Source organism: Bradyrhizobium sp. WSM4872 (genome assembly GCF_055811715.1).
In genome coordinates this window covers 1-25,255 of record NZ_JBVVPT010000016.1, presented here as the reverse complement: position 1 = coordinate 25,255, position 25,255 = coordinate 1, and the positions used below count along the sequence as shown (strand labels likewise).

At 64.5% G+C, this 25,255-nt stretch carries 24 protein-coding genes; 7 read left to right on the top strand and 17 right to left on the bottom strand.

The window, feature by feature from the left end; all coding sequences use genetic code 11:
* Positions 1–20 precede the first annotated feature (20 nt).
* Positions 21–1,697 (top strand): mucoidy inhibitor MuiA family protein, encoded by a 1,677-nt coding sequence (locus AC0L3C_RS21230; RefSeq protein WP_473408893.1) that lies wholly within the window; start codon positions 21–23, stop codon positions 1,695–1,697.
* A 158-nt stretch (positions 1,698–1,855) separates the two neighbouring features.
* Here the strand turns inward: AC0L3C_RS21230 and AC0L3C_RS21225 are convergent, their stop codons facing one another.
* From AC0L3C_RS21225 to AC0L3C_RS21190, 8 genes are all read right to left on the bottom strand, one after another.
* Positions 1,856–3,211 carry an esterase-like activity of phytase family protein gene (locus AC0L3C_RS21225; protein ID WP_473284444.1) on the bottom strand — a complete coding sequence of 452 codons (1,356 nt, stop codon included), beginning with the start codon at positions 3,209–3,211 and terminating at the stop codon, positions 1,856–1,858.
* A gap of 84 nt (positions 3,212–3,295) precedes the next feature.
* Positions 3,296–3,742, bottom strand: coding sequence for a DUF6130 family protein (locus tag AC0L3C_RS21220; RefSeq protein WP_473264849.1), 447 nt, complete (start codon positions 3,740–3,742; stop codon positions 3,296–3,298).
* 21 nt (positions 3,743–3,763) lie between these two features.
* On the bottom strand, positions 3,764–4,768 hold the full coding sequence (locus AC0L3C_RS21215) for an alpha/beta fold hydrolase (protein ID WP_473408892.1): 1,005 nt from the start codon (positions 4,766–4,768) through the stop codon (positions 3,764–3,766).
* A gap of 50 nt (positions 4,769–4,818) precedes the next feature.
* Positions 4,819–5,787 carry an MBL fold metallo-hydrolase gene (locus tag AC0L3C_RS21210; protein WP_473408891.1) on the bottom strand — a complete coding sequence of 323 codons (969 nt, stop codon included), beginning with the start codon at positions 5,785–5,787 and terminating at the stop codon, positions 4,819–4,821.
* 133 nt (positions 5,788–5,920) lie between these two features.
* A complete protein-coding gene (locus AC0L3C_RS21205; protein ID WP_473408890.1) occupies positions 5,921–6,820 on the bottom strand; it encodes a carbohydrate ABC transporter permease in 900 nt (299 codons plus the stop codon).
* Positions 6,813–7,769 carry a carbohydrate ABC transporter permease gene (locus AC0L3C_RS21200; RefSeq protein ID WP_027570394.1) on the bottom strand — a complete coding sequence of 319 codons (957 nt, stop codon included), beginning with the start codon at positions 7,767–7,769 and terminating at the stop codon, positions 6,813–6,815. The genes AC0L3C_RS21205 and AC0L3C_RS21200 overlap by 8 nt, the downstream gene beginning before the upstream one ends.
* A gap of 140 nt (positions 7,770–7,909) precedes the next feature.
* Positions 7,910–9,253: an ABC transporter substrate-binding protein gene (locus AC0L3C_RS21195; RefSeq protein ID WP_473408889.1), complete on the bottom strand. Its 1,344-nt coding sequence runs from the start codon at positions 9,251–9,253 to the stop codon at positions 7,910–7,912.
* An 88-nt stretch (positions 9,254–9,341) separates the two neighbouring features.
* Positions 9,342–10,385 carry a C-terminal binding protein gene (locus AC0L3C_RS21190; protein ID WP_473408888.1) on the bottom strand — a complete coding sequence of 348 codons (1,044 nt, stop codon included), beginning with the start codon at positions 10,383–10,385 and terminating at the stop codon, positions 9,342–9,344.
* A gap of 245 nt (positions 10,386–10,630) precedes the next feature.
* Between AC0L3C_RS21190 and AC0L3C_RS21185 the strand changes: the two genes are divergently transcribed.
* A complete protein-coding gene (locus AC0L3C_RS21185; RefSeq protein WP_473408887.1) occupies positions 10,631–12,316 on the top strand; it encodes a methyl-accepting chemotaxis protein in 1,686 nt (561 codons plus the stop codon).
* A gap of 140 nt (positions 12,317–12,456) precedes the next feature.
* On the opposite strand, the gene AC0L3C_RS21180 is transcribed toward AC0L3C_RS21185, so the two are convergent.
* Positions 12,457–13,434, bottom strand: coding sequence for a Bug family tripartite tricarboxylate transporter substrate binding protein (locus tag AC0L3C_RS21180; protein ID WP_473408886.1), 978 nt, complete (start codon positions 13,432–13,434; stop codon positions 12,457–12,459).
* Positions 13,435–13,531: 97 nt separating this feature from the next.
* The gene (locus tag AC0L3C_RS21175) at positions 13,532–14,467 is read right to left on the bottom strand and encodes a DMT family transporter (protein WP_473264841.1); all 936 of its coding nucleotides are present in this window, start codon (positions 14,465–14,467) and stop codon (positions 13,532–13,534) included.
* 105 nt (positions 14,468–14,572) lie between these two features.
* Here AC0L3C_RS21175 and AC0L3C_RS21170 point away from each other — a divergent pair, with 105 nt between their 5' ends.
* A complete protein-coding gene (locus AC0L3C_RS21170; protein ID WP_473408885.1) occupies positions 14,573–14,956 on the top strand; it encodes a DUF1330 domain-containing protein in 384 nt (127 codons plus the stop codon).
* A 49-nt stretch (positions 14,957–15,005) separates the two neighbouring features.
* On the opposite strand, the gene AC0L3C_RS21165 is transcribed toward AC0L3C_RS21170, so the two are convergent.
* Together AC0L3C_RS21165 and mgtA are read right to left on the bottom strand one after the other, a co-directional pair.
* Positions 15,006–15,938 (bottom strand): DMT family transporter, encoded by a 933-nt coding sequence (locus AC0L3C_RS21165; protein ID WP_473264887.1) that lies wholly within the window; start codon positions 15,936–15,938, stop codon positions 15,006–15,008.
* 153 nt (positions 15,939–16,091) lie between these two features.
* Positions 16,092–18,590, bottom strand: a complete 2,499-nt coding sequence (gene mgtA, locus AC0L3C_RS21160) for a magnesium-translocating P-type ATPase (protein WP_473408884.1) — start codon at positions 18,588–18,590, stop codon at positions 16,092–16,094.
* Between the two features lie 404 nt (positions 18,591–18,994).
* Here mgtA and AC0L3C_RS21155 point away from each other — a divergent pair, with 404 nt between their 5' ends.
* Complete coding sequence (locus AC0L3C_RS21155; RefSeq protein ID WP_473264839.1) at positions 18,995–20,287, top strand: adenylosuccinate synthase; 1,293 nt, start codon at positions 18,995–18,997, stop codon at positions 20,285–20,287.
* A 37-nt stretch (positions 20,288–20,324) separates the two neighbouring features.
* Positions 20,325–21,950: a hypothetical protein gene (locus AC0L3C_RS21150; RefSeq protein ID WP_473408883.1), complete on the top strand. Its 1,626-nt coding sequence runs from the start codon at positions 20,325–20,327 to the stop codon at positions 21,948–21,950.
* Positions 21,951–22,109: 159 nt separating this feature from the next.
* On the opposite strand, the gene AC0L3C_RS21145 is transcribed toward AC0L3C_RS21150, so the two are convergent.
* The 3 genes from AC0L3C_RS21145 to AC0L3C_RS21135 form a co-directional block, all read right to left on the bottom strand.
* Positions 22,110–22,382, bottom strand: coding sequence for a hypothetical protein (locus AC0L3C_RS21145; RefSeq protein WP_473264837.1), 273 nt, complete (start codon positions 22,380–22,382; stop codon positions 22,110–22,112).
* Between the two features lie 260 nt (positions 22,383–22,642).
* Entirely contained in the window at positions 22,643–22,870 is a 228-nt protein-coding gene (locus AC0L3C_RS21140; protein ID WP_007614124.1) for a hypothetical protein, read from the bottom strand.
* Positions 22,871–22,907: 37 nt separating this feature from the next.
* A complete protein-coding gene (locus AC0L3C_RS21135; protein ID WP_473347590.1) occupies positions 22,908–23,153 on the bottom strand; it encodes a hypothetical protein in 246 nt (81 codons plus the stop codon).
* Positions 23,154–23,286: 133 nt separating this feature from the next.
* Here AC0L3C_RS21135 and AC0L3C_RS21130 point away from each other — a divergent pair, with 133 nt between their 5' ends.
* Complete coding sequence (locus AC0L3C_RS21130; RefSeq protein ID WP_027519939.1) at positions 23,287–23,712, top strand: DUF5413 family protein; 426 nt, start codon at positions 23,287–23,289, stop codon at positions 23,710–23,712.
* 61 nt (positions 23,713–23,773) lie between these two features.
* Entirely contained in the window at positions 23,774–24,331 is a 558-nt protein-coding gene (locus tag AC0L3C_RS21125) for a DUF4112 domain-containing protein (protein WP_473264834.1), read from the top strand.
* Between the two features lie 77 nt (positions 24,332–24,408).
* Here AC0L3C_RS21125 and AC0L3C_RS21120 read toward each other — a convergent pair whose 3' ends face one another.
* Both AC0L3C_RS21120 and AC0L3C_RS21115 read right to left on the bottom strand, forming a co-directional pair.
* The gene (locus AC0L3C_RS21120; RefSeq protein WP_007596188.1) at positions 24,409–24,702 is read right to left on the bottom strand and encodes a hypothetical protein; all 294 of its coding nucleotides are present in this window, start codon (positions 24,700–24,702) and stop codon (positions 24,409–24,411) included.
* A 212-nt stretch (positions 24,703–24,914) separates the two neighbouring features.
* On the bottom strand, positions 24,915–25,079 hold the full coding sequence (locus AC0L3C_RS21115; protein ID WP_007596187.1) for a DUF3309 family protein: 165 nt from the start codon (positions 25,077–25,079) through the stop codon (positions 24,915–24,917).
* Between the last annotated feature and the right edge of the window lie 176 nt (positions 25,080–25,255).

Sequence of the window (25,255 nt, the reverse complement as noted above, 5' to 3'; positions counted from 1 at the left end):
TGACTTGGAGGAGGGACTTGATGCGCATCACCGCAAAATGTTTGGCAACGACGAGCCTGGTTCTGGTGACCACGGCATTCGCGTCGTCGTCATGGGCCGCCGAATTGGACGCCACATCGGCCATCGATACCGTCACCGTTTACCCCGATGGCGCCACCGTCACCCGCGTGATCGCGGTGGACCTGCCGTCTGGTGACTCGACGCTCGTTGCCAAGGACTTCCCGCTTGGTCTCGACACCTCCTCGATCCGGGTGGAGGGTGAGGGGGGAGCGAAGCTCACCATCGGCACGATCGATGCGCGAACGCCGCGTGCGGCGCCGGTCAATTTGCCGGAGCTGGACAAGCGCATCGAGGCGCTGAACGACCAGCGCGCCGACCTGCAAGGCGCGATCGACTCGGCCAATGCGCGGCGCAAATTCGCGGAGCATTTTGCGGAAGCGTCCCCCGCGGGCATCGGCGACAAGGGCGAAGCGCGGCCGATTTCCGAATGGCGCACGGCCTTTGCCACCGTCGGCGAGGAAATTGCGAGCGCCGATACCGCCGTTCGCGACGCCACGCGCAAGATGCGCGAGATCGATCGGCAGATCGTCCAGCTCGAAGTCGAGCGCAAGGCCAAGCCGCCGAGCAAGCTCGAAGTCCGCATGGACATCGCCGCGCCGGCAGCAACCAAGGCGACGTTGAAGGTCACCTACAATGTGCGCAATGCGCGCTGGCTACCGCTCTACGACGCCCGCCTCGACACCGGTGCGAAGGACCGCAAGCCGCAGCTCGAGCTTGTCCGCCGTGCCGAAGTCACGCAATCGACCGGCGAGGACTGGTCCAACGTCACGCTCGGCGTGTCCACGGTCCGCATCGGCCGCGGCGGCAGCGCGCCGGAGCTGAATTCGCTGGTCGCGCAGTATCCGCAAGTGCCGAGGCCGCGGGCGCTGGGTTCGCTCTCGGATTCGGCAATGCCTGCGGCGGCGCCAATGCAGCAGCGAAAGATGGAAACGTCCGCGGCCAAGGCGGCCGACGATATCCGCGAACGCGCCGAAGAACAGCAGGCGGTTGCCGAGATCGGCGATTTCCAGGCCACCTACAAGATTCCCGGCCGTGTCAGCCTCGGGGCCGCCGAGGGCGCCAAGAGCCTGCGCATCGCCTCGATGACCGTGCCCGCCGATCTCATGGTGCGCGCGTCACCGGTGATGGACCCCACCGCCTTCCTCGAAGCCAGCTTCAAGCAGACCGACGACACGAGTCTGCTGCCGGGCAAGGTCGCAATCTATCGCGATGGAACCTTCGTCGGCCGCGGCAAGCTCTCGGCTTCGGCCAAGGACGATATCGTGCGGCTCGGCTTCGGCGCCGACGACAAGGTCCGGATCGAGCGCGCCGTGCTCAAGCGCAACGAAGGGTCGGCCGGTCTCCTGGTGACGACGTCGAAGACCGACGAGCGATCGTTCAAGACCACAATCCGCAACGGTCACGACTTCCCGATCAAGGTCGCGATCGAGGATCAGTTGCCTGTCAGCGAGAGCGAGGACATCCTCGTCGAGATGTTGCCTGCGACCACGCCGCCGACCGCGAGCAACATCCGCGACAAGCGCGGCGTGCTGGAATGGTCGTTCGACGCCAAGCCAGGCGAGGTCAAGGACATCAATTTCGCCTGGCGCATTCGCTGGCCGAAGGACAAGAGCATGGTGATCGTGCCGGCGGGCTAGGGAGTCTTCGCCTCTCCCCGCGTGCGGGAGAGGTCGGCGCGAAGCGCCGGGTGAGGGGGACTCTCCGCGAGTCGCACGCTCACCGTCTTCATGGATCGAGCCCCTCACCCCAACCCTCTCCCCGTAAGAACGGGGAGAGGGAGAGGAGAGAGCAGGGCTCACTTCGCCTTCAGAAAATCCGCGACATCGAGCAGCATGAACTCGTTGTCGTCGGCCTTGTTGGGATCGCGGCTGGACGAGAACGGCAGATTGTTGTCGTTGCCGACGATGATGTGGGTCTCGTCGACACGATCGACGTTCTCGATGGTGAAGAACGGGAAGGTGTAGACGCCGTCATTGAGCGGCTTCTTCGCCTTCTTGTCGGGATCCCTGATCTTCATCAGATCGATATAGCCGATCTTGCGCACGGGCTTGCCGACATTGGCGTCGGTGAGCTCGATCTTGTAGACGCGCTTGAACTTGGCCACGTCAGGGAAGCAGTTCTCGCCGCGGGTGCCTTGCGGGCAGGCCTTGTCGGGCGTGCCTTCGCCGTTGTCGCGCTCGATGATCAGGCCGGCGCTCGGGTCGATCATGTTGAAGTCGCCGATGGCGTTGCCGTTCTGCTCGAACACATATTGCCAGTAGCGGCCCGTGAACTTTTCCGCGGCGACGTCGAATTCGAGGATGCGCGAGGCTTCCTTGCCGTCGACCTTCTCCCAGTCTTTTTTGTCGGCATCCCACAGCGGGCCCTCGAGCAGGCCGTAGAGGAATTTGCCGTCTTTCGAGGAGGCGAAGCCCTCATAACCCTTGGAGCGTCGCAGGTTGACGTTGGTGTAGGTCGCGCCCGGGGCGCCTGGGGTCGACACCGCCCAATGATCCGGCGAGCGCACCGGCTTGCCGTCGGCGACCGTCTCGAACAGGCCGAGAATCTTGCCGGTCTTGTCGGCCTTCAGGATATAAGGGCCGAACTCGTCGCCGATCCAGAAGGTGTCGCCGATGATCTGAAAACCTTCGGTGTCGAAGTCGGAGCCGGTGAGATAGCGTTTCTCGGTATCTTCATGCACGATGCGGAATGGCACGCGCCTGTCGGGATCGTGCAGGAACACGGTCTCCAGCCGCTCGATCTTGCCGCCGGCCCAATCCATCTTGTAGCGGTTGAGGTACAGCATCGAGTCCGGCGAATTGGTGCGCGCGCCCATGCCGTTGTCGGTGATGACCCAGAAGGTGCCGTCGCCCATCGACTTGATGCCGGAATGGCCCTGCAACGGCTGGCCCTTGAACGGCAGCGACACGCCGGTCGCGCGCTCATAGGACTTGCCCATCACCGTGCCGAGCGCGTCGACCCGCCTGCCGGTGGTGTATTTGCCGGATGTCTTGAGATCGGCGGGCGCGTCAGCCGGCGCGTCGATGAACGTGGCAGCCGGCATCACCACATGGCCGGCGAGCTTGGCTGGGAATTCGCCTTCGCTCTGCGCGAGCGCGGAGCTCGCGGTGAGAATGATCGTTGCGACGGTACCAAGAAAAGTCGCGCGCATCTGCGTCTCCTGTTAACGGAGGACGTCTTATGCGGACCGCGCATTGCAGTTTTGTGAAGCCGGGCCAAACGTCGCAGCCGACGGCTATTTTTTTAAGGGTGTTGGAATCTCGAAGCTGACGGTCTTGCTGTCGATCACGTGGTGCGTGGGATCGGCCAACTCCAACAGAACCTTGTGGGGGCCCGGCTTCAGTCCGACCACGATCACGGTCTCGCCACTGGCATCGACAAAATGCCATGGCGCATCGTCGACCGTGATATGGACGTGGCCGATGCGCGGCGATACGTCGAGCGCGCCCTTGCCGAACACCGGCACGACGCGGAGATTCTCCGTGCTGTACTGGATGAAGACGAGACCCTGCGCCAACTGTTCGGCGAGCGGCGGATCGACGATCAACCGCGCAGGCGCCTCGTTTTCGATTGCGACCAGCGGCGATGGGCCGCGCGCGTCTCTGGCGGTTTGGGCGATGGCGGCTGTTGCGAACAGAGTTGAGGCCGCCATAACGGCCATGCAGTCGAGAGCGGCATACATGTCCGTTTCCTTCCGGGATGATCAGGCGATCTTGCGGGAGAGGAAGTTGCGGATCAACGGGACCATTTCGTCGAACTTGTCCTCCAGCGCGAAATGGCCGGTGTTGATGAGGTGGAATTCCACCTGGGGCAGGTCGCGTTTGTAGGGATGGGCGCCATCGGCGGGGAAGATAAAATCGTTCTTGCCCCAGACGATCAGTGTCGGCGGCTTGTGCTTGCGGAAGTAGGCCTGCACCGCGGGATACAGCGGCAAATTGGTCCGATAATCGTAGAACAGGTCCATCTGGATTTCGCTGTTGCCGGGACGGTCGAGCAGCGCCTGATCCTGCACCCAGTTGTCGGGTGAAATGCGGCTGATGTCGGACATGCCGTCGGTGTACTGGAATTTCGTCGTTTCCAGCGTGACCAGCTTCATCAGCGCCTGCCGGCTGGTATCGGATCCGTCGGCCCAGTATTGCTTGATCGGATTCCAGAACTCCTTCAGGCCTTCATCATAGGCGTTGCCGTTCTGTACGATCAGGCCGCTGATGCGCTCTGGATTCTTGAGCGCCAGGCGCCAGCCCACGGGAGCGCCGTAGTCCATGACGTACATCGCATAGCGGGTGACGCCGAGCTGGTCGAGGAGGCCGCCGACAAGCTCGCCGAAACGGTCGAACGTGTACTTGAACGTCGCGCGCGGTGGCATCTCGCTCTGGCCATATCCAGGATAGTCGGGAGCGATCACGTGGTACCTGTCGGCCAGTGCCGGGATCAGGTTGCGGAACATGTGCGAGGAGGTCGGGAAGCCGTGCAGTAACAGCACAACGGGAGCGTCCTTCGGACCCGCCTCGCGATAGAAGATCTTGATCCCGTCGACGGTCCTGGTTCGATGATAGGTGACCGGATAGGCACCGGCGGTGTGTTCGTCGCGCTCCGGCTTCGCGGATGCTGCCGTCGAAGCAACTGCGACAGCCGCTCCGGATAACCCAAGAACGAGACGGCGACGATCGAGGAGCGATGGCTTGGGTGTGGCCTCTACGGTTTTCATGTCAATGTCCTTTTCAAAACGATGAGTTCGCCGACGGCGCGAGGGGTTTTTCAAACGCCTTGGTAGACCAGCCGGGTGAAGAAGCCGGGATCGATCACGAATTGCCCCCATATCGCGTCGAAGGCCGCGGTCGGCTTGGCCGCAACGGTTTCATCCCGCGTTCGTCCCTGCTTCTTGAGCCGGGCAACGTTGTCGCGGATCCCGACGAGCATGTCGCGAAAGGCCTGGAATTCGGCTTTGTTGCCGACCGGCTTGCCATGCCCGGCGATGACGATCGTGTCCTTGTCCATCGCCGCGAGATTGGCGTCGCATGCAGCGATCATCCCGTCGATGCTGCCGCCGGTCGAATAGTCGATGAACGGATAGATGCCGTTCCAGAACATGTCGGCGACATGAACGATGTTGGCTTCTGCGAAGATGACGGAGATATCGCTGTCGGTGTGCGCGGGTCCGTAATACTTCAGGCCGATCGAGGTACCGTTGAGCTTAAGTTCGCGGTTGTCGGCAAAGACTTCGCTGGGGATTCCGCCCGCGCCGAGCGGAAGGAAATTGTAGTCCCAGTCCTCGACCCGCTGCACTTCGGCAAGGTGTTTGCGGGTGTTTTCCTGCGCAATGATTTTGGCGCCGGCTGCATGCAGCCATTCGTTGCCATCGGCGTGATCGAAATGCCAGTGGGTGTTGACGAGATGGGTGACGGGATCGGCGCCCAGATCGGCCAGCGCTTTGGTGAGTTGTGGGCGTGAGACGCGGATCCCCGCATCGATCAGGACCTTGCCGTCGGGCCCGGTCAGCACGGCAATGTTGCCCCCGGAGCCTTCCAGCACAGTGATGTTGTTTCGGAGCTTGTGCGTGACGATCGGCGATATTGCAGCGCTGTCCTTGATCAGGCTGACGATGCCTCGCGCCTCTGCGTAGGCTTGCCTGGGGCTAAGCCATCCCGAAGCGGCGGCGGTCGCGGCGCCGACGCAACACAGGCAGAAACCGCGTCGGGACAACGATGGGAGCTTTGGCGAACGCATGCAATTTTCGCTTTCTCGAGCGACAATCGACGGCGCCAATGATCGACCCCGCTGTCACGATGGAGCGTGGAGCCAATGCAGCATGCGGTCTATCACGATAGCACGATCGGCTGCGCTTGCGCGCAGCCACGAATTACTCCTTTACCGCGCCCGTCAGCGACGAGACGTAGTAATCGACGAACAGCGAGTAGAAGATCGCAACCGGCAGCGATCCGAGCAGCGATCCCGCCATCAGCGCCCCCCACTGGTAGACGTCGCCGGTGACGAGCTCGGTCAGGATCGCGACCGGCACCGTCTTGTTGGCGCCGCTCTGGATGAAGGCGAGCGCGTAGATGAACTCGTTCCAGGACAGCGTGAAGGAGAAGATGCCGGCCGAGATCAGGCCGGGCACCGCCAGTGGCAGCGTGATCCGGCGCAGGATCTGGAGCCGTGTGGCGCCGTCCACCAGCGCGCATTCCTCGAGCTCGTAGGGGATCGACTTGAAATAGCCGATCAGGAGCCAGGTGCAGAACGGCACCAGGAAAGTCGGATAGACCAGAATCAGGGCAAGCGGGCTGTCGAACAGGCCGAACTGCACGACCACGGTTGCGAGCGGAATGAACAGGATCGACGGCGGCACGAGATAGGCGAGATAAATGCCGAGGCCGACATAGGGGCTGCCGCGGAAGCGCAGGCGTTCGATCGCATAGGCGGCCAGCGTGCTCGCGATCAGCGACAGCGTGGTCGCGCCGATCGCGACCAGCATCGTCGTCCACAGCCAGCGCGGATAGGCGGTGTCGAACAACAGGTGCTTGATGTGGGCCAGCGTCGGTGAGGAGATCCAGAACGGATTGTGTTCTTTGTAGTTCATCAGCTCGGCGTTCGGCTTGAACGACGTGATCGCCATCCAGTAGAACGGAAACAGCAGGATCAGCACGAAGCAGCCGAGCGGCAGATAGATCATCATCAGCCGCCGCAGCCCGGAATCCCAGGCCATGGTGTCCGGCACAGCCTTCGCGTCGGCGACGGCCGTTTGCGCCACTGTATCAGTCATTGCTCTCTCCCTGCTGCCATTTGCGGCGCGCCAGGCCGAAATAAGAGAACAGCGTCGCGAACACCAGGAACGGGATCATCGACACCGCGATCGCCGCGCCCTCGCCGAGCTCGCCGCCGGCAATGCCGCGCTGGAAGGCCAGCGTGGCCAACAAATGAGTCGAGTTGCCGGGGCCGCCACGGGTGATGGCGTAGACCAGCTGGAAGTCGGTGAAGGTGAAGATGATCGAGAAGGTCATGACGATGGCGAGGATCGGCATCATCATCGGGAAGGTGATATAGCGGAACCGCTGCCAGGCGCTGGCGCCATCGAGCATCGCGGCCTCGTACAGCGAGGGCGAAATGGTCTGCAGGCCCGCCAGCAGGGAGATCGCGACGAAGGGAATGCCGCGCCAGATGTTGGCGGCGATCAGCGAGAAACGCGCCGGCCAGGGCGAGCCGAGGAAGTCGATATTGGTGGTGCGCCAGTGCAGCACGTCGACCAGAAGGTAGGAGATGATCGAGAACTGCGGATCGTAAATCCACCAGAACGCCAGCGCCGAGAGCACCGTCGGCACGATCCAGGGCATCAGGATGATGGCACGCAACAGGCTCTTGAACGGAAAATGGTTGTTGAGCAGCAGCGCGAGCCAGAAGCCCAGCGCGAACTTTCCGAAGGTCGCGATGCCCGTGTAGACCACGCTGTAGAACACCGCGTTCCACCACAGGGAATCGGTGAGCAGATACTGGAAATTCTCGAAGCCGACGAAGACGCCTTTTCTGCCGATCGTGGTGTCGGTGAAGGCGAGCCAGATACCGAGGCCGAGGGGATAGGTCAGGAACACCGTGAGCAGCCCGATCGCGGGTGCGAGGCACATCACGATCAGGAACGGCTTGTAGTCGAACAGGCGCACCAGCCAGGAGGGCTGCCGTCGTGCGAGGGCGAGAGTGGGAAGTGTGGTCACGGACATCGGTCAGGCGTCCTGTTTTAGGCTGTCACCACATCCGTCATTGCGAGCGAAGCGAAGCAATCCAGTCTGTCTCCGCAGTTACAGTCTGGATTGCTTCGTCGCTTCGCTCCTCGCAACGACGGTCGCTTTATCGTCGGGCGTTACTTTTGCCGCCGGAAGTACCGCTTGCAGCGCTGCTCGGCTTCCGCGGCCGCGGCTTCCGGCGTGGCAGCGCCGGTCGCGACGGACGCGAACATCTGGATCAGCACGTAGTCGGCGGTGACCGCTCCGCTCGCGGTCGAGATCGGTCCCTTATAACCGCTGTAGTAAGTGCTATTCATGGTGTTCTTGAAGATCGATACCTTGGGGTCCTGCGCCCACACCGCGGCATCCGCATAGGCGGCGAGCGGCTGCGACCAGTAGCCGGAATTGGCGTTGAGCCACGGCTCGTACTGGTCCTTTTCCAGCATGTATTGCAGGAAGGCCTTTGCGGCGTTTGGATACTGGCTGTGTTTGAACACCATGGCGTTGAGCGTGAGTCCATCCATCGGAGAGACCTTGGCGAGGCCCTTGGGCAGTAGCTGATGCTCACTATCGTCCGCGATCGCCTTGGTCGCCGGATCGTTCTTTAGTGAGAAGTACAGCGAGACGCCGTTGGCGGTCAGCCCGATCTCCTGCGCGGAATAGGCGCGATTGTTCGACACGTCATTCCAGGACGTCGTGCCCGCGATGAAGGTCGGGTAGAGCTGCTTGACCCAGTTCAGCGCTGCGATGGTCTCCTTGCTGTTGATTGTGACGTTGCCGTCTTCGTCGAGCAGCGCCGCGTTGTGCGACCACAAAGACCAGTTCGCGAAACCGGTGCCGTCACCTCTGGCATTGCCGAGCGCGAAACCTGCCGGCTTGCCGGCCTTCTGGAGCTTCTGGCAGAGGTCGAGGATTCCGGCATGGTCGTCCGGGACCTTGTCGAAGCCGACCGATTGCAGGATCGACTTGCGGTAGATCAGCGGACCCGCCGTGGCGCCGAACGGCAGTCCGATCCAGGCGTCGCTCTTGTTCTTCTTGCCGTAGCGCTGCGCCAGCGGCAGCCAGCCGCCGTAACGCTTGCCGACATAGTCGGCGACGTCGGTCAGCTCGATCAGCTTGTCGATATAGATGTGGGGAGCGTCGGAGAAGCCGATGATGATGTCGGGGCCGGCACCGGAATTCGCGGTCACCGCGGTCTGCTGGTTGATGTCCTCCCAGCCGACGAAGTCGACCTTGACCTCGACGCCGGTCTCCTTGGTGAATTTCGCCGCATTGGCGCGGAACACGTCCTCGTCGGCCTGGACGAAACGCACCGGTCGCAGCATGCGCAGGGATGCGCCTTTCTCGATCGGCAGTTTCGGGGTGGGGACATCCGCCGCCTTGATCGCGGATTGGGCATTTGCCGGAGCACCGGTTGCCGCGATTGCCGCAGCGGACAGGCCCAGCGCCAAGGCATCACGACGTGTGATGTCGTTCCTCATCGGTTCCTCCCTATGTGTTTCCCTTCCCGGCGTTGATCGCCGGTGAAGGGTCCTTCCGGTTGCCGGCGCGCCTTCGCGGCCGTCCCGCCTAGCTGTTCGGGCCGCGGTCCATGCTGACAGGCTGCCAGCGGCGGAGCGCGGTGTCTTGCAGCACCGACGGATTGACGCAGCTTACCGGCCACATGCCCTGAAGCACCAGTGACAATTCGTAGCCCACCCGGCGCTTGCGCGCCTCGTCGAACCGTGCCGAGGCGGAGGCGACGTGGGCGGTCAGGGTCACGTTCTCCATGCCGAGCAGCGGATTGTTGTGCGAGGGCGGCTCCTTCTCCAGCACGTCGAGGGCGGCATGGGCGATCCAGCCCTCCTGAAGCGCCTTGATCAGGCTTTCCTCGTCCACGGTGGCGCCGCGGCCCGTGTTGATGAAGACCGAGCCCTTCTTCATCTGCCGGAAGTGCTTGTCGGTGAGCATGTGATGCACCTCGGGCCGGGCGGGGGCATGCATCGAGACGAAATCGGATTGCGACAACACCTCGTTCAGCGTCGCCGGAATCACGCCGTGGTCTGACATCAGCGTTTCCTGGATGAAGGGATCGTAGGCCATCATCCGCAGGCCGAAGGGAGCCGCGCGTTTCGCAACTGCACGCGCGACGCGGCCGAACGAGATGAAGCCGAGCGTCTGGCCCATCAGCCGTGGGATCTTCGACAACGCCGGTCGGCCCTCCGCCCAGCGGCCGCTGCGCACCATCCGGTCCTGCTCGACCAGCCGGCGGAAGCCCGAGAGCAGCAGCATCATGGCGTGGTCGGCGACCTCCTCGATAAAGGTGTCGGGGATGTTGGTGACGGGAATGCCGCGCGCGGTCGCGGCCTTGATGTCGACGCTGTCGACGCCGACCGAGCCCAGCGTGATGACCTTGCAGCTCTCCAGCGCGTCGATGATGGTTTTGGTGATCGGGATGCCCTTGGCGTAGATCGCGTCCGCCGTCTTCGCGACCGCGATGAACCCGGCCTCGTCGGCCGGCGCCTCGACGATCTCGGCGTCGATCGGGTCGAGGGCCTCACGCTCGTAGGAATAATCGCTGCTCGCGACCGTGAAGCTCGCGCCCTTCGGCGTCACGATCCTGTATTTCGACATGTCCTGCTCCCGATTTGGTTTCTTGTTGTGACCCGGACTTTGCGCGGGCCTTTGCGTCTTTTACGCGAAATCGGGGCGGGTGCGTACAATCGGCGGTTGTCGTTGCGGCGATTTGTGCGACTGGCCCCCTCGTTTTCTCCGGGCTTTTACGGGGCGTCCCGTAACAGGTTGCTAAGGGCTCGCCACTAAAAGTTGATTCAACTGCGACCGTTTCGCTCGCGTGCGTTAAGCTTGGAGCCAATCCCGTGAAGTTGACCAATATGAAGATCGCCCCCAAGCTTGGCATCCTTGTCGGCGTCACGTTGCTCGGCCTGTCCATTTCCGGGGTTCTTGCCGGCTACCTGATGAAGCGCGAAATGCTGAACGCGCGGATTGAACAGAGCCACGCCATCGTCGAGATGGCACTCAACATGGCGCTCGGACTGCAAAAGCAGGTGGACGCGGGGCAACTGACCAAGGATGCGGCCATCGCGGAGTTCGGCCGTCGTGGCAGTACGCTCACTTATGACAAAGGCGCCGGATACGTATTCGCCTATACGATGGAAGGCGTGACCATCCTGTCACCCAGTCTCAAGACGATCGGTCAGAATCAGCTCGACGTCGAAACCAACGGCAGAAAGCTCGCGCGCGAGCTGCGCGACGGCGTTGCAGCCAACGGCAACGTGACCCTGCGCTATGAATATGTGAAGCCGGGTCAGGAGGATCCGATCCGCAAGCTGTCCTACGCGGTCGCAATACCGGGCTGGAACATGTTCGTCGGGACCGGCGTCTACCTTGACGATCTCGACGCCAGGATGGGCCCGGTCTACTGGCTGCTCGGCTTGGCCATGCTCGGCATCGTCATCGTCGCCGGCAGCGTTGCCTGGCTGCTCGGCCGCAGCATCAGCCGTCCCTTGGCGCTGCTCGGTGCCCGCATGAAGGATCTCGCCGAGGGCAAGCTCGAGGGCGACATTCCCGGTGTCGGCCGTGGCGACGAGGTCGGCGCGATGGCGTCGACCGTCCAGATCTTCAAGGACAACGCACTGCGCATTCGCGACCTCGAAAAGACCGAAGCCGATGCCAAGGATCGTGTCGCGGCGGAACGTCGCAGCGCGATGGAGGGCATCGCCAGCGATTTCGAACGCAGCGTCAACGGCATCGTCCGCTCGGTCTCCTCGGCCGCGACGGGCATGCAAGCCACTGCGCAATCGATGACTGCGACCGCCAGCGACGCCTCTTCGCGTGCGGCGACCGTTGGCGCGGCCTCGCAGAGAGCGTCGGGCAATGTCGGCACGGTTGCCGCGGCTGCCGAAGAGCTGTCGAGCTCGGTTGCGGAAATCTCGCGCCAGGTCACCCGCTCGACCGAAGTGGCGAGCCGCGCCGTCAACGACGCCGAGCGCACCAATGCCACGGTGCAGGAACTCTCCACCGGCGCCGAGAAGATCGGCGAGGTGGTCAAGCTGATCCACTCGATTGCGGCGCAGACCAATCTGCTCGCTCTCAACGCCACCATTGAGGCGGCGCGTGCCGGTGACTCCGGCCGCGGCTTCGCCGTCGTCGCTTCCGAAGTCAAGGCGCTGGCCAACCAGACCGCCAAGGCGACCGAGGAAATCTCCGCCCAGGTCGCGGCGATGCAGACTTCGACCAGCGATGCGGTCGCCGCCATCGGCGGCATCACCCAGACCATCGCCGAGATGAGCGAGATCACCGCGGGCATCTCCGCATCGATCGAGCAGCAGGGCGAGGCGACCCGCGAGATCGCCCGCAACATCCAGTCGGTCGCGGCCGGATCGAACGAGATCAACGCCAATATCGGCAGCGTCACCTCGGCCGCGGAAGCGACCGGCACGGCGGCAAGCGACGTGCTCACCAACGCCCGCGAGCTCGACAGCCAGTCCGGCGCGCTGCGCAGCGCAGTCGACGGCTTCCTCGCCAAGATGCGGGCGGCGTAAGGCAGGTCTCGTGCCCCGGACGCAGCGTAGCGCTTCTTCAGCGGTGCGCTGCAGAGCCGGGGCCCATGCTGCCGCATTCTAGTTCCCGGCTCTGCCTCGCACCGCTTCGCGCTGCGCCGCGTCCGGGACACGATACCGCCCTACTGCTTCTCGATTCCCGCCTCGCGGATCAGCTTCTCCCACAACACCAGCTGTTCGTTCACGAACGTACCGAGCTGCTCCGGCGTTCCCGAAAACGCGTCCATGCCGAGGGTGGCGAGCTTGGCCTTGATCTCCGGCTGCTCGATGATCTTCCGGATCTCGCCATTGAGTCGCGTCACGATCTCCTTGGGCATGCCGGCGGGTCCGAAATAGCCCTGCCACGACGAGATGTCGAAGTCCCGCACGCCGGCCTCCTGCATCGAGGGCAGGTTCGGCACCAGCGGCGAGCGGTCCTTTGTCGTGACGGCGAGCGCGCGTAGCGCGTTGCCCTGGACATGCGGCAGGCCGGTCAGGATGTCCACGAACATCATCGAGACGCGGCCGCCCATGACGTCGTTGAGCGCCGGCGGTGAGCTCTTGTAGGGCACGTGCAGGAGGTCGAGCCCGGCCTTGTGCGCAAAGGTCGCACCCGACACGATCGCCGAGGACGAGCCCGAGGCATAGCTCAGCTTGCCCGGATTGGCCTTGCCGTAGGCGATGAGTTCGCCGACCGTCTTGGCCGGCACCTCCGGGTGGATCACCAGCATGAAAGGCAGGTCGCCGGTGCGCGCGATCGGGGTGAAGTCCTTGACCGGATCATAGGTCAGGCTCTTGAGCAGATAGGGATTGGCCGAATGCGTGGTGTTGGTGGTCACCAGCAGCGTGTAGCCGTCGGGCGCGGCCCGCGCGACATAGGTGGCGGCGATCATGCCGTTGGCGCCCGCCTTGTTCTCGATGACGATGCCGACGCCGAGTGCCTGCGACAAATGCTGCGAGATCAGCCGCGTCGTGGTGTCGGTGCCGCTGCCGGCCGCGAACGGCAGCACCAGCGTGATGTTGCGGCTCGGATAGTTGTCGGCCTGCGCAGCGGATGCGGCGGCGAGACAAAGGGCGGCCGTGCCGATGGCACGCAGGTTTCGGATCAACGCTGAAAGCATCTCGGTTCGTTCCCTCTTTTTTCGTTGGCGGGGAACCTAGCGTCTCCTCGTCGAAATCGGAAGGCGCGAGTTTGTCGCCTCGTCTCGCGGCGCGGAATTACTTCACCGCGGACCCCTGGCGCGAGGCGATCACGACGCCGGCGAGCACCAGCAGGTAGCCGATCAGGTGGAATGGCTGAATCTTTTCGCCGAGCAGCAGGATCGCCATGGCCGAGCCGAACACCGGCACCAGATGGAAGAACGGCGCGGCGCGATTCGGGCCGATCAGCGCCACGCCCCGATTGAAGAACAGATAGGCCAGCGTCGAGGGAAAGATCAGGATGTAGCCCAGCGTCGCCAGCGTCACCGCGTCGAGTTGCAGGACGCGGCCGCTCCAGGCCTCCCAGATTGCGCTCGGCAGCAGCATCGTCGCGCCGCAGCAGGTGGTGAAGGAGAGAAAGGAGAGTTGGTGGATCTTCGGTCGCCGCGGGATGAAGGCGGAATAAATCCCGAACGCCACCAGCGAGGAGGCGAACATGATGTCGCCCCTGTTGAAGCTGATGCTCGCGAGCGCGGCGAGATCGCCGCGCAGGATGATGATCAGCACGCCGAGAAGCGAGATCCCGATGCCGGCGAGCTGCGCACCGGTCAGCCGCACGCCGAACAGCACCAGCGACCACAGCGCCACGAACAGCGGTCCGGCCGACTGGATCAGCAGCGCGTTCAGCGCCTCCGTGTACTGCATCGCCCAATACGAGATCGCGTTGTTGAAGGCAAAGCCCACCAGCGACAGGAACAGCATCAGCGGCAGGCTCTTGCGCAGATTCGGCCAGTCGCGCTTCAGGTGCGGCCAGGCGAACGGCAGGAGGATCAGGAACACGCCGAACCAGCGGATTGTGGTCACCGTCAGCGGCGGCACATGCGCGCCGACGTGGCGCGCGAGCACGATGTTGCCGGCCCAGAACAGCGAGCTCAGGCTGAGCAGCAGATAAGGCTGGTTGTTGAGCCAACTGGCCGGATTGGAGGCCGGTGGCGCGGGCGAGGCGATCGTCATTGGCGTTGGATACGAGCTTGCGCCGGATTTGCGTCGTGACACAAGTCACGCGGCCGCAATGCTACAATGCAGGCATGACCAGAGGAGGCGGCATTGGCGGTTAATATGTTGAACATCGACGGCCTGGAGCGACTCGATCGGGATGCACCGGTGGTGATGTTGAACCTGATGCGCTTCCACGCGCGCTCGGGAGACGGTTCCGGCTGGGACGCCTATTTGCGCTACAGTGCGGTCACAGTGCCGATGATCAAGGCGCGCGGCGGCACTCTGCTCTGGACCGGCGACGCCAAGGCGGTGGCGCTCGGCCCGCACGACGGCAACAAGTGGGATTTCGTCGCGCTGGTCTATTATCCCACGGTTGCGGCTTTCGTCGACATGATGACGTCGGAGGCCTACGAGACGGAGGCTGATCCGCACCGCGTCAATGCCTGCGCCGAGCACGTCATCATTGCGATGAACGAAGCGTACAGCAAATTCAAAGTGAAGTAGCTCTGGCTGCCACGCCTCGCTTTTCTCTCTCCTGCGGCGGAAAGAGGACCTATGCCGCCTGCTTCCGTGACGCCACGAACACGCCGGCCAGCACCAGTGCGAAGCCGATGAAGTGGAACGCCTGCGGGTGCTCGCCCAGAAATGCCATTGCCATGATCGAGCCGAACACCGGCACGACATGGAAGAACGGCGCGGCGCGGTTGGCGCCGATCAGGCGGACGCCGCGATTGAAGCAGAGATAGGCGAGCGTCGAGGGGAACACTGCGACATAGAACAGGGTCAGCAGGTTCGGCCCGTCGAGCTTCATGACCGGACGCGCGGACAATTCCCAGATCTCCAGCGGAATGAGACAGGCCGCACCGCAGCCGAAAGTGAAGGCGAGGAACGACAGGCCGTGCATCGGCGGCCGCTTCAAGGTCAGCACCGAATAGAGCGCGAAGATGATCAGCGCGACGACGAAGATGAGGTCGCCCTTGTTGAAGTCGATGTTCGACAGCGTGGTGAAATCGCCATGCAGCAGGATGATCAGCACGCCGCACATCGACAGCAGCACGCCGAAGGCCTGCGCCGCGGTGAGGCGTACGCCGAGGATGGCCAGCGACCACAGCGCCACGACGAGCGGCGCGGCGGATTGCAAGAGGAGAGTGTTGAGCGCCTGCGTATGCTCCAGCGCCCAATATTGCAGCGTGTTGAAGGCGCCGATGCCGGTGATTGAGAGCGTGACCATCAGGCCGAGCTTGCCGCGGATCGCGGGCCAGTCCTGCGCAAGGTGTTTCCAGGCAAACGGCAGCACCAGCAGGAAGGCGAAGAACCAGCGCAGGAACGACAGTGTCACCGGCGGGATGTGGCCGGCGGCGAGCCGTCCGACGATGGCATTGCCGGCCCAGCACAGCGCGGTGATGCTGAGCAGCAGATAAGGCTGGTTGGCGATCCAGTTGTGGCCGGACGTGGCCGCGCCGGTGGTCTCGTCGGTGGCGGACATTGGATGGTTGTGGCCCCGCGTCATGCGCCAAGCCTCCGGCCCGGCGGCACCCGGGCCGGTTCAGACCCGGCCCGTTCAAAGACACGGAAATCCGGCCGATATCAATGGCGCGAGGTGCATCGCGTCCATGCACGGCAGTGGCCGGAACCTCGCTCAGCCCTTCAGCCCGGCACGGATCGCAAACGGCTTCAACAGTTCGGCGCAGGCGAGATAGACGACAACCAGAAGCGCGATGCCGGCCATCATGAGCGGTGGCGGCGCAACAAAGCCGAACCAGGCACCGAGCGGCGTGAAAGGCACCACCATCGCGACCAGCAAGGCCACCAGCGAGGAGACGGACAGCACCGGATCAGGCCAGCTGCGCCACGGTCGGCCGTTGGTGCGAATGATGAAGATCACGAGGATCTGCGTCGCCATGGATTCGATGAACCAGGCGGTGCGGAATTCGTCCGGCGATGCTTGAAACAGCAGGATGAGGGCGCCGAAGGTCAGGAAGTCGAAGACCGAGGACAACGGTCCCATGATCGCGGCGAAACGCACCAGCCGCGTCATGCTCCAGACCTGCGGCTGCGCGGTAGCCGCGCGCGAGACCTGGTCGAAGGGGATGCCGAGCTCGGAGAGATCGTAGAGCAGGTTGTTGAGCAGGATCTGCGTCGGCAGCATCGGCAGGAACGGCAGCGCCATCGAGGCGATCGCCATCGACAGCATGTTGCCGAAATTCGAGCTCGCGCCCATCCGGACATATTTCATGATGTTGGCGAAGGTGTGCCGGCCTTCTTCGACGCCGTCGGCGACGACTTCGAGATCCGAGGCGAGCAGGATGATGTCGGCGGCGGCCTGCGCCACGCCGGTCGCGCCTTCGACCGACAGGCCGATATCGGCGGCCTTCAGCGCCGGAGCGTCGTTGATGCCGTCGCCGAGAAAGCCGACCACCGCGCCGCCGGCCTGGAGTGCCTTCACGATGCGCGACTTCTGATCGGGCGCTAGCCGGCCGTAGGCGTCGGTCGATTGAACCTGGACTGCCAGTGCTTCGTCGCTGAGCTCGGCGATGTCGGCTCCCGATAGGACGCGGTCGGCATTCAGCCCGACCAGGCCGGCGAGCCGCTTCACCACCACCGGATCGTCGCCCGACAGGATCTTCAGCGTGATGCCGGTTGCCGCGAGCCGTGCGATGGCGGCCGCGGCCGTCAGCTTGGGCGGGTCGGCGAAGGCGCAAAAACCTTCGAAGACGAGATCGGTCTCGTCGGCGGTCTCGACCTCACGCGCTGCGCCGGTCCACGGCCGCGAGGCGATCGCGATGCTGCGTAGCCCTTCGCTCGCGAGCTCGTGCACGCGGGCGATCGCGCGGGCCCGGGCGCCGTCATCCATCACGCACAGCTCCAGCACCGCCTCCGGCGCGCCCTTGACGATGAGCAGCGCGCCTTCGGGGCCGGTCGCGAGCACGGATCCCAGCCGCCGTGAAAAGTCGAACGCCTGCCTGCCGGCAAGGGTCCAGCCCTGTGCGGCATTCGAGTGGCCGGCAACCAGCGCCGCGTCGAGCGAGCCGCGATCGCCGCCGAGTTTCGCGGCGATGGCGCCGAGCCGGGCGGCGCGGGCATCGTCCCCGCCGGCGGCATCGAGGCTCCTGGCCAGCGTGATCTCGGCCGAGGTCAGCGTGCCCGTCTTGTCCGTGCACAAGACGGTCATGGCGCCAAGATCGTGGATCGCGGCGAGGCGCTTGACGATCACCTTGCGGCCGGCCATGCGCAGCGCGCCGCGCGAGAGCGTCACCGTGATGATCATCGGCAGCAGTTCCGGCGTCAGTCCGACCGCGAGCGCGACGGCGAACAGCAGCGAGTCCATCACCGGGCGGCCGAACACCACGCGGACGGTGAGCACGACCAGCACCAACGCGAGCGTGGCGCGCGCGATCACGAGGCCGAACTCGCGCAAGTCGCGCTCGAACGGTGAAGCCATCTGGGCCTCGGCGAGCGCGGAGGCCGCCGCTCCGAACACCGTGTCGCGTCCGGTCCTGACGACGAGCGCGATCGCCTCGCCGGTTTGCGCGACGGCGCCGCGAAACAGTGCATTCGACGTGTCGTCTGGGTCGGTGGTGGCGCCGGCGCGCTTCTGGACCGGATAGGGTTCGCCGGTGAGCGCCGCTTCGCCCGCGGTGAAGGCTGTGCTCTCCAGGATGAGCGCGTCCGCGGGAATGATGTCGCCTGAACGGACGCGCAGGATGTCGCCGGGCACCAGCCGATCGACGTCGATCTCGCGGAAGTCGTTGTCGCGTCTGACTTCGGCCTTGAGCGCCACTGATCGGCGGAGCACTTCCGCGGCCTGCAGCGCCTGGCCTTCCTGGACGGTGTCGAGCCCGATCGAGAGCGCGAGTATTAGGACAATGATGAGCCCGCCGATATCGTCGCCGGTGAGCATCGAGACGATGCCGGCAACCAGCAGGATCAGCGACAGCGGCTCCAGCAGCCGGCGCATGATCGCGCGCGCCGCCCCCTCGACGCGCGGCCGCGCATCGCTGTTCGGCCCAAAGCCATCGAGGCGTTCGGAGGCGTCTGCGGCGGTCAGGCCTGTGAGGCCGCAGCCCAGTCGCTTGCATAATTGATCGGGTGAAAGATGCCAGAAGCGGTTGTCGGCGTGCGCTGGACTGTCCGACAAGCAAGGCTCCCGTTTCAAAATGTCTCCTCAGGCAAATGCCTCGAAATTCGGCGTAACCTGTTGACCTACCGCAATTTGGATGGCCGCGCGCCCTGGCTTCGCCGACATCTGCCGACTGAAACGAGGTGCTGCATCGCATTGATCTCGAGCTCGACCATTGCTGCGGCCGCATCATCGAAGTGGTCGATGGCCGCATCCGGGCCTAACGTCGTCAAGCCCATCCGACAAAGCGGATTTTTAGGGGATATCAAGGGCTTGGATAGCGCATTGGGCCCCGAAAAAGCCCCGTTCTTGCTTGCTTACAGAGGCTGCATCCTTTATCCGGTTGGCTGCCTCGCGTTCGAGCGGCCTCGGCCGTGATTGGGCTGGGCGCATCTAACAGATTGCATAGGGATTACCCGCGAATGGCCAATGTTGTCGTCGTCGGCGCCCAGTGGGGCGACGAAGGAAAGGGCAAGATCGTCGACTGGTTGTCGGAGCAGGCGGATATCGTCGTCCGTTTCCAGGGCGGCCATAACGCCGGCCACACGCTGGTGATCAACGGCAAGACCTACAAGCTGGCGCTGCTGCCCTCGGGCGTGCTGCGCGAGCAGAAGCTGTCGGTGATCGGCAACGGCGTCGTGTTCGATCCCGCCGCCTTCCTCGACGAGGTCACGAAGCTGCGGTCGCAGGGTGTCGCGGTCAGCCCGGACAATCTGCGGGTCGCCGAGAACGTCACGCTCATCCTGCCGCTGCACCGCGAACTCGACGCGCATCGCGAATCCGCCAATGCGGCGACCGCGATCGGCACCACCCGCCGCGGCATTGGCCCGGCCTACGAGGACAAGGTCGGCCGCCGCGCCATCCGCCTGATGGACCTCGCCGATCTCGACACGCTGCCGCACAAGATCGACCGGCTGCTGGCGCATCACAATGCATTGCGCCGCGGCCTCGCCCTGCCGGAGTTCGACGGCAAGGAGATCCTGAAGGAATTGACCGCGCTCGCGCCGCAGCTCCTGCCCTATGCCGAGACGGTGTGGCGGCTGCTCGACATCAAGCGGCGCGAAGGCAAGCGCATGCTGTTCGAAGGCGCGCAAGGTGCGCTGCTCGACGTGGATCACGGCACATACCCTTACGTCACTTCGTCCAACACGGTGGCGGCGCAGGCCGCCACCGGATCGGGTCTCGGCCCCGCCGCGGTCGGCTATGTGCTCGGCCTCTGCAAGGCCTACACGACCCGCGTCGGCCAGGGCCCGTTCCCGACCGAGCAGGACAACCCGACCGGCCGCAAGATCGGCGAACGCGGCCGCGAGTTCGGCACCAATACCGGACGGCCCCGCCGCTGCGGCTGGTTCGATGCGGTTCTGGTTCGCCAGGCGGTCCGGACCTGCGGCATCAACGGTCTGGCGCTGACCAAGCTCGACATTCTGGACGGCTTCGATACGATCGAGGTCTGCACCGGCTATAAGCTGGACGGCAAGGAGATCGACCACTTCCCGGCGGGCGAAGGCGCCCAAGCCCGGGTCGAGCCGATTTACGAGACCATCGAAGGCTGGAAGGAGCCGACCGCCAATGCGCGGTCCTGGGCCCAGCTGCCGGCCCAGGCGATCAAATATGTCCGCCGGATCGAGGAATTGGTGGGGTGCCCGGTCGCACTGCTTTCCACCAGCCCCGAACGCGAGGATACTATCCTGGTACAAAATCCGTTTGAGGCTTAACGATCTCTTACCGGGACGCGCGTATAATTGAGTAGAAATGGCTGATTACTATCCGCTGATCGCCCGCGCTATTGCCGCCCTGGACCCCAACGCTCCCGGCGAGAGCCGTCGCGCGCTCTACGAGCGGGCGCGCACGGCGCTGATCGCGCAGCTCCGCAGCGTGCAGCCGCCGCTCTCCGAATCCGAGATCACCCGCGAGCGCCTCTCGCTGGAAGAGGCTGTCCGCAAGGTCGAATCGGAGGCTGCCCAGCGTGCCCGCGAGGCCTCGCGCCCCGGTGGCGGCGCCCGCAGCAGCGGCAGCGGCGATGCCTTCCGCCGCGCCAGCACCCGCGCCACCGAGGGCAACGCGCCCGCGCCCCAAAGCGCTGCCCCGCCGCGCGCCCGTCCGGCTCCGCCGCCGCCGCGCGCCGACCGGCCCTCCTTCAACGTCGATGACCAGGGCGACGCCCCGCGTGCGCCACGGGCTCCGCGTTTCGACGCGCCGCGGCAGCCGGGTCCGTCGGCACCGCCGGGGATGCCGGAGCCTCCGCCGGCCGGACGTGATCGCGCCAGTGGGCGCCGTCCGCCGGACATGGGACCTCCGCCGCCGCTGCCGCCGGCACCGGGCGTGCGCGGCTTCCGCGACATCACAGCCGACGCCAACGATCTCGGCGGCGCCGCCGCGCAGGCCAACCGCGCGGCGCGCCGCACCTACGCCAACGTGCCCTCGCCCTCGCCGGAATTCGACCGGCTCGAGCCGAGCCTGGAGAATCGCGCCGCCGGGACGGACGCGCCCTACTCCTACGACGAATCGATCGAGGAAGCCGAGCGCTACGCGCCGCAGTCGCAGCCGCCGTCGCAACGTCCACACATCCCGGTTCTCGACCGCGAACCTAAGAGGAAGCGCGCCCGCACTGGCTCCGCCTTTCCGTTTAAGAGCGCGATCGCCGTCGGCATCGTGCTGATCCTGGTCGGTGCCGGCATCCTCTGGGGCAAGCAGCTGGTTCAGACCGCGACCAACCTGTTGAAGTCTTCGCCGACGCAGGTGGTGGAAGCGCCCAGGGATTCGTCTCAGCCGCAGAGCAAGCCCAAGATTCCGGATCGCGTCGGCCAGCCCTCGGCCAGCGACCAGCCGGTCGCGCCGGTGGCGCAGAAGGTCGTGCTCTACGACGAGGATCCATCCGATCCGAAGGGCAAGCAATATGTCGGCTCGGTGGTGTGGCGGCTCGAGCCGATCAAGGCGTCGGGCAACCAGAAGGCCGACGTAGCCGTGCGGGCCGACATCGAGATCCCCGACCGCAAGTTCAAGATGACGATGTCGTTCCGCCGCAACACCGACTCCTCCCTGCCGGCGAGCCACACCGCGGAGCTGACCTTCGTCCTGCCGGCGGACTTTTCGGGCGGCGGCGTCGCCAACGTGCCGGGCATCCTGATGAAGTCGAACGAGCAGGCACGCGGCACGCCGCTCGCAGGCCTCGCGGTCAAGGTCACCGACGGCTTCTTCCTGGTCGGCCTCTCCAACGTCGACGCCGACCGCAGCCGCAACGTCCAGCTCCTGAAGGAGCGCTCCTGGTTCGACGTGCCCCTGGTCTACGCCAACCAGCGCCGCGCCATCATCGCCATCGAGAAGGGCGCTCCCGGCGAGCGCGCCTTCAACGACGCCTTCGCGCAGTGGGGCGACTAGATCTCTACTCCGTGAGACCTCGGCCTGCATGGCTCGAGACGCCCGCCTTGGCGGGCTCCTCACCATGAGGGTTTGATATCTCGCCGCGAAACGAGACCTCATCCTGAGGGCCCGCCCCTTGGGCGGGCGTCTCGAAGGATGGCCGCAGGTACGCTCTCTCTACTGCGCCGTGGCTTCCCGCTTGCGCGATGTCGCGGCGGCGTGCTCGCGGTCCATTACGGCGCGGCAGCCGGGGCTGACCTGAGCTTTCTTCTGCACCATGCAGGCCCTGATCCTGGGGATGTCGGGGATCTCACTGGAGCACAGCCGCATCGCATCGCCCGAGCACATCTGCTGTGCTTCGGACGAGAACGCGAAGCCGGGCGATGTCGGGATTGCGATGGCGGTGGTGGCGAGGGCGAAGAGAGTTGCGATGGTCTGATTGCGTGTCATGCAGAATGCGTCCCCGAGTTCCGTGGGCTTGAGCCACTTGATTTTGGGGCGCCGCACGCGGCTTGACCTGCCGCATGTCTCAGCCATCACGCCGGGACCTCAATCCCGCATGTGGTTGCTCGATCTCTCGTGATGTTCGAATCGAAAAGTGCTGCGCCGCCCGAATCAAGTATGCGCCATTGTCGCGCGGCCGCAATGGCAAGCGAAAAGGAATTCGCAATTGTTGCGCGCACGTCACGCACAATGCGACTGGCGTGCGATCAGATCAATCGATCGGAGGATACGCTCGCTTGTTCCGCATCGCTTGCGCCAAGGGCTGCGTGCTCTTCGACAGCCGTAACGCCCTTTGCCGTGAGCTCGAACAGATCGCCGTCCTTCATCACGTAACCGTCGGCGATCAGCTCGCCTATCTTGCCGTGCCGGTCGTCGGCAAAGGCGATGGATTGGCTGATGTCCCTGAGGATCGAGAGCTGTTCGTCGCGCAACATGGCTTCACTCTCCGTTCGCGGGGGATGGTTCCGGTCCTCACATGCCGTGGCTCTGAAACACCTTGCTGCAAGACCGCGACAGCTTGGCCCTGTTGGCTTGCAAGCAGCCTTGTACGGCCATGTCGTTGCCGAGGTCCTTGCGGCAGAAGCGCGAGGCGTCCCGCGAACAGGCCTTCTGCTCCTGCGGCGTACCCATATGGCCTTGCGCGAAAGCGGGCGCGTTCGACAGGCCGCTGACGGCCGTCAGCGCGATCGTCGCCAGGAAGAACAGTTTGCGGGACATCGGCGGCTCCAGATCTGACAGGTGAGTTTCAAGTCCGTCGCTATGCCGCTTGTTCCCAGCGCGGAGCCCGCACCTCCCGCTATTCAAGGTTCCCGCGGCACTGCTATAACGGGGCGAAGGATGAGGGTGCCTGATGAAACGCTATCTCGTGTTTGCGCTGGTTGGCCCGTTCGTGGGCGGATTCCTGCTGCTGCTGACGACGACCTATCAGTCCGGCTATTGGACCCAGACCAGTCTCGCTGAGGTCGGCAAGCTGTTCGCAGTGTTCTTCAAATCCCTGCAATACAGTTATCTGTTCGGCTTCCTACCCTCGCTGATGATCGGTGCGGTCGATGACATCCTGGTCCACATCCGCCGGATCGGCCCGGTGCTGCGGATGCTGCTGGTCGGCGTGTTCGCCTTCATCCTGGCCTCGCTGACCTACAGCTCGCGCGGGCCGGACTCGGGCGCGGTGCAGTTCATCCTGTACGGCCTCGTCGGCTTCGTGCCGGCGGTGATTTCATCCTGGCTCGTGCATAGATATGTCGCGGAGCCGCAGCCGGCGGCGGCACAGACTTGAAGGCGCGACCTTCGATCACGCCGCAGCAACCTCCGCCGCGCTGGTGCGTTCCCTACAGGCCATGACCATGCCCGATGACGACATTCTTGCTCCGCGTCGATCCCGTCCGGGAAGCCGCTCGGGTGCGGCCTCTTCGGGTACCGAGGGGCGTGGGCCGATCATCGATCAGGACGGCCACGAGATCCGGCCCGAAACGCTGGAGCAGGGCTTTCGCGAGTTTCGCTTCGAGTTCGGGAAGGACAGTCCCTTCGCGGGCAACCCGTTTGGCAATCTGACGCGCGAGCAGCGGATCGCGCGGATCGAGGCGATCGCAAAGCTGCTCGACGTCGCCTTCGTGCTGCCCGGAACCAATATCCGCTATGGCATCGACGGCTTGATCGGGTTGATCCCGGTCGTCGGTGACATCATCACCACCGCGATCTCGCTTTGGCTGGTGCGAGAGGCGAGGGCGCTCGGGGCACCCTGGTACATCACCGCGCGCATGCTCGGCAATGTCGCCCTCGATGGCGTCGTCGGCATCGTCCCGTTCGCGGGCGACGCCTTTGACGTCATGTTCCGTGCCAACATGCGCAACGTGCGCCTGCTCCGCCGCTGGCTCGACAAGCAGCCGCGCATCTGACACGCCCCAAACGCAAAAAGCGCGACGGTCTTTCGACCATCGCGCCCTCAGCGCACATCGGAGTGCTTCGCGAAAACTTATGCCGCGTCGGCGGCGTCGGTGCTGGCTTCCACCGGCTTGCGGTGACGGGGCAGCGGGAAGGCTTCGCTCTCGTAGAGCGAGCGGATGCCGTTCTGGTCGAAGCGCGCTTCCTCGACCTGGAGATAGGCGCCGTTCAGCGAGTCCGTCGGCAACTGTTCCATCGCGAACTGGACGGCTTCGGCCGCGGTGCCGAACCGGCGATAGGTGAATCCTGCACGCTTCTTCTTGCGGATCGCAGCGGGGAAGAGCTCGGCGGAAGTGTTGAAGTTGAACGGACGCAGTGGACGCATGGTCAAAGACCTCGTGATCTCTCTGGGGCTTTAAGCGCGTGGGGTTGGGACGGGCAGAGGCCACCATTGGAGTGGGCGCCGCACATGTCATTTTCGTCCTCTAATATAGCCCGTTTTGACAAAATTGCGACCCCCGCGATGCGAGATGATGAATCCGCGCATGGCAGCTCCGCAACTCAGAAATTTGTAATGATATCAATGGTTTGAATGGTTTATAGCTTGCCAAGGAGCAGCAGCACGAGCAGCACCACCAGGACGAGGCCGCCGATCCCCATACCGGAATGACCCATTCCGTAGCCGTAGCCGCCGATGCGGCCCGACAGGCCGCCCACGAGATAAATGATCACCAGGATGATCAGGATGGTCCCAAGCGTCATGGCATCCTCCCTGGCGGCCGCCGCAACGCCATGGCCGGCCGCACCACCAGGTAAGCAAAGCACATCGCGGCCCCCCGGGGGGGGGGGGGGCGCCCCCCCGCCCCCCCGGGCGGTTTTGGTGGGGAGGGGGCGGCGGGGGGGGGGGGGGGAGGCGGGCCCGCCCCCGCGCCCCCCGG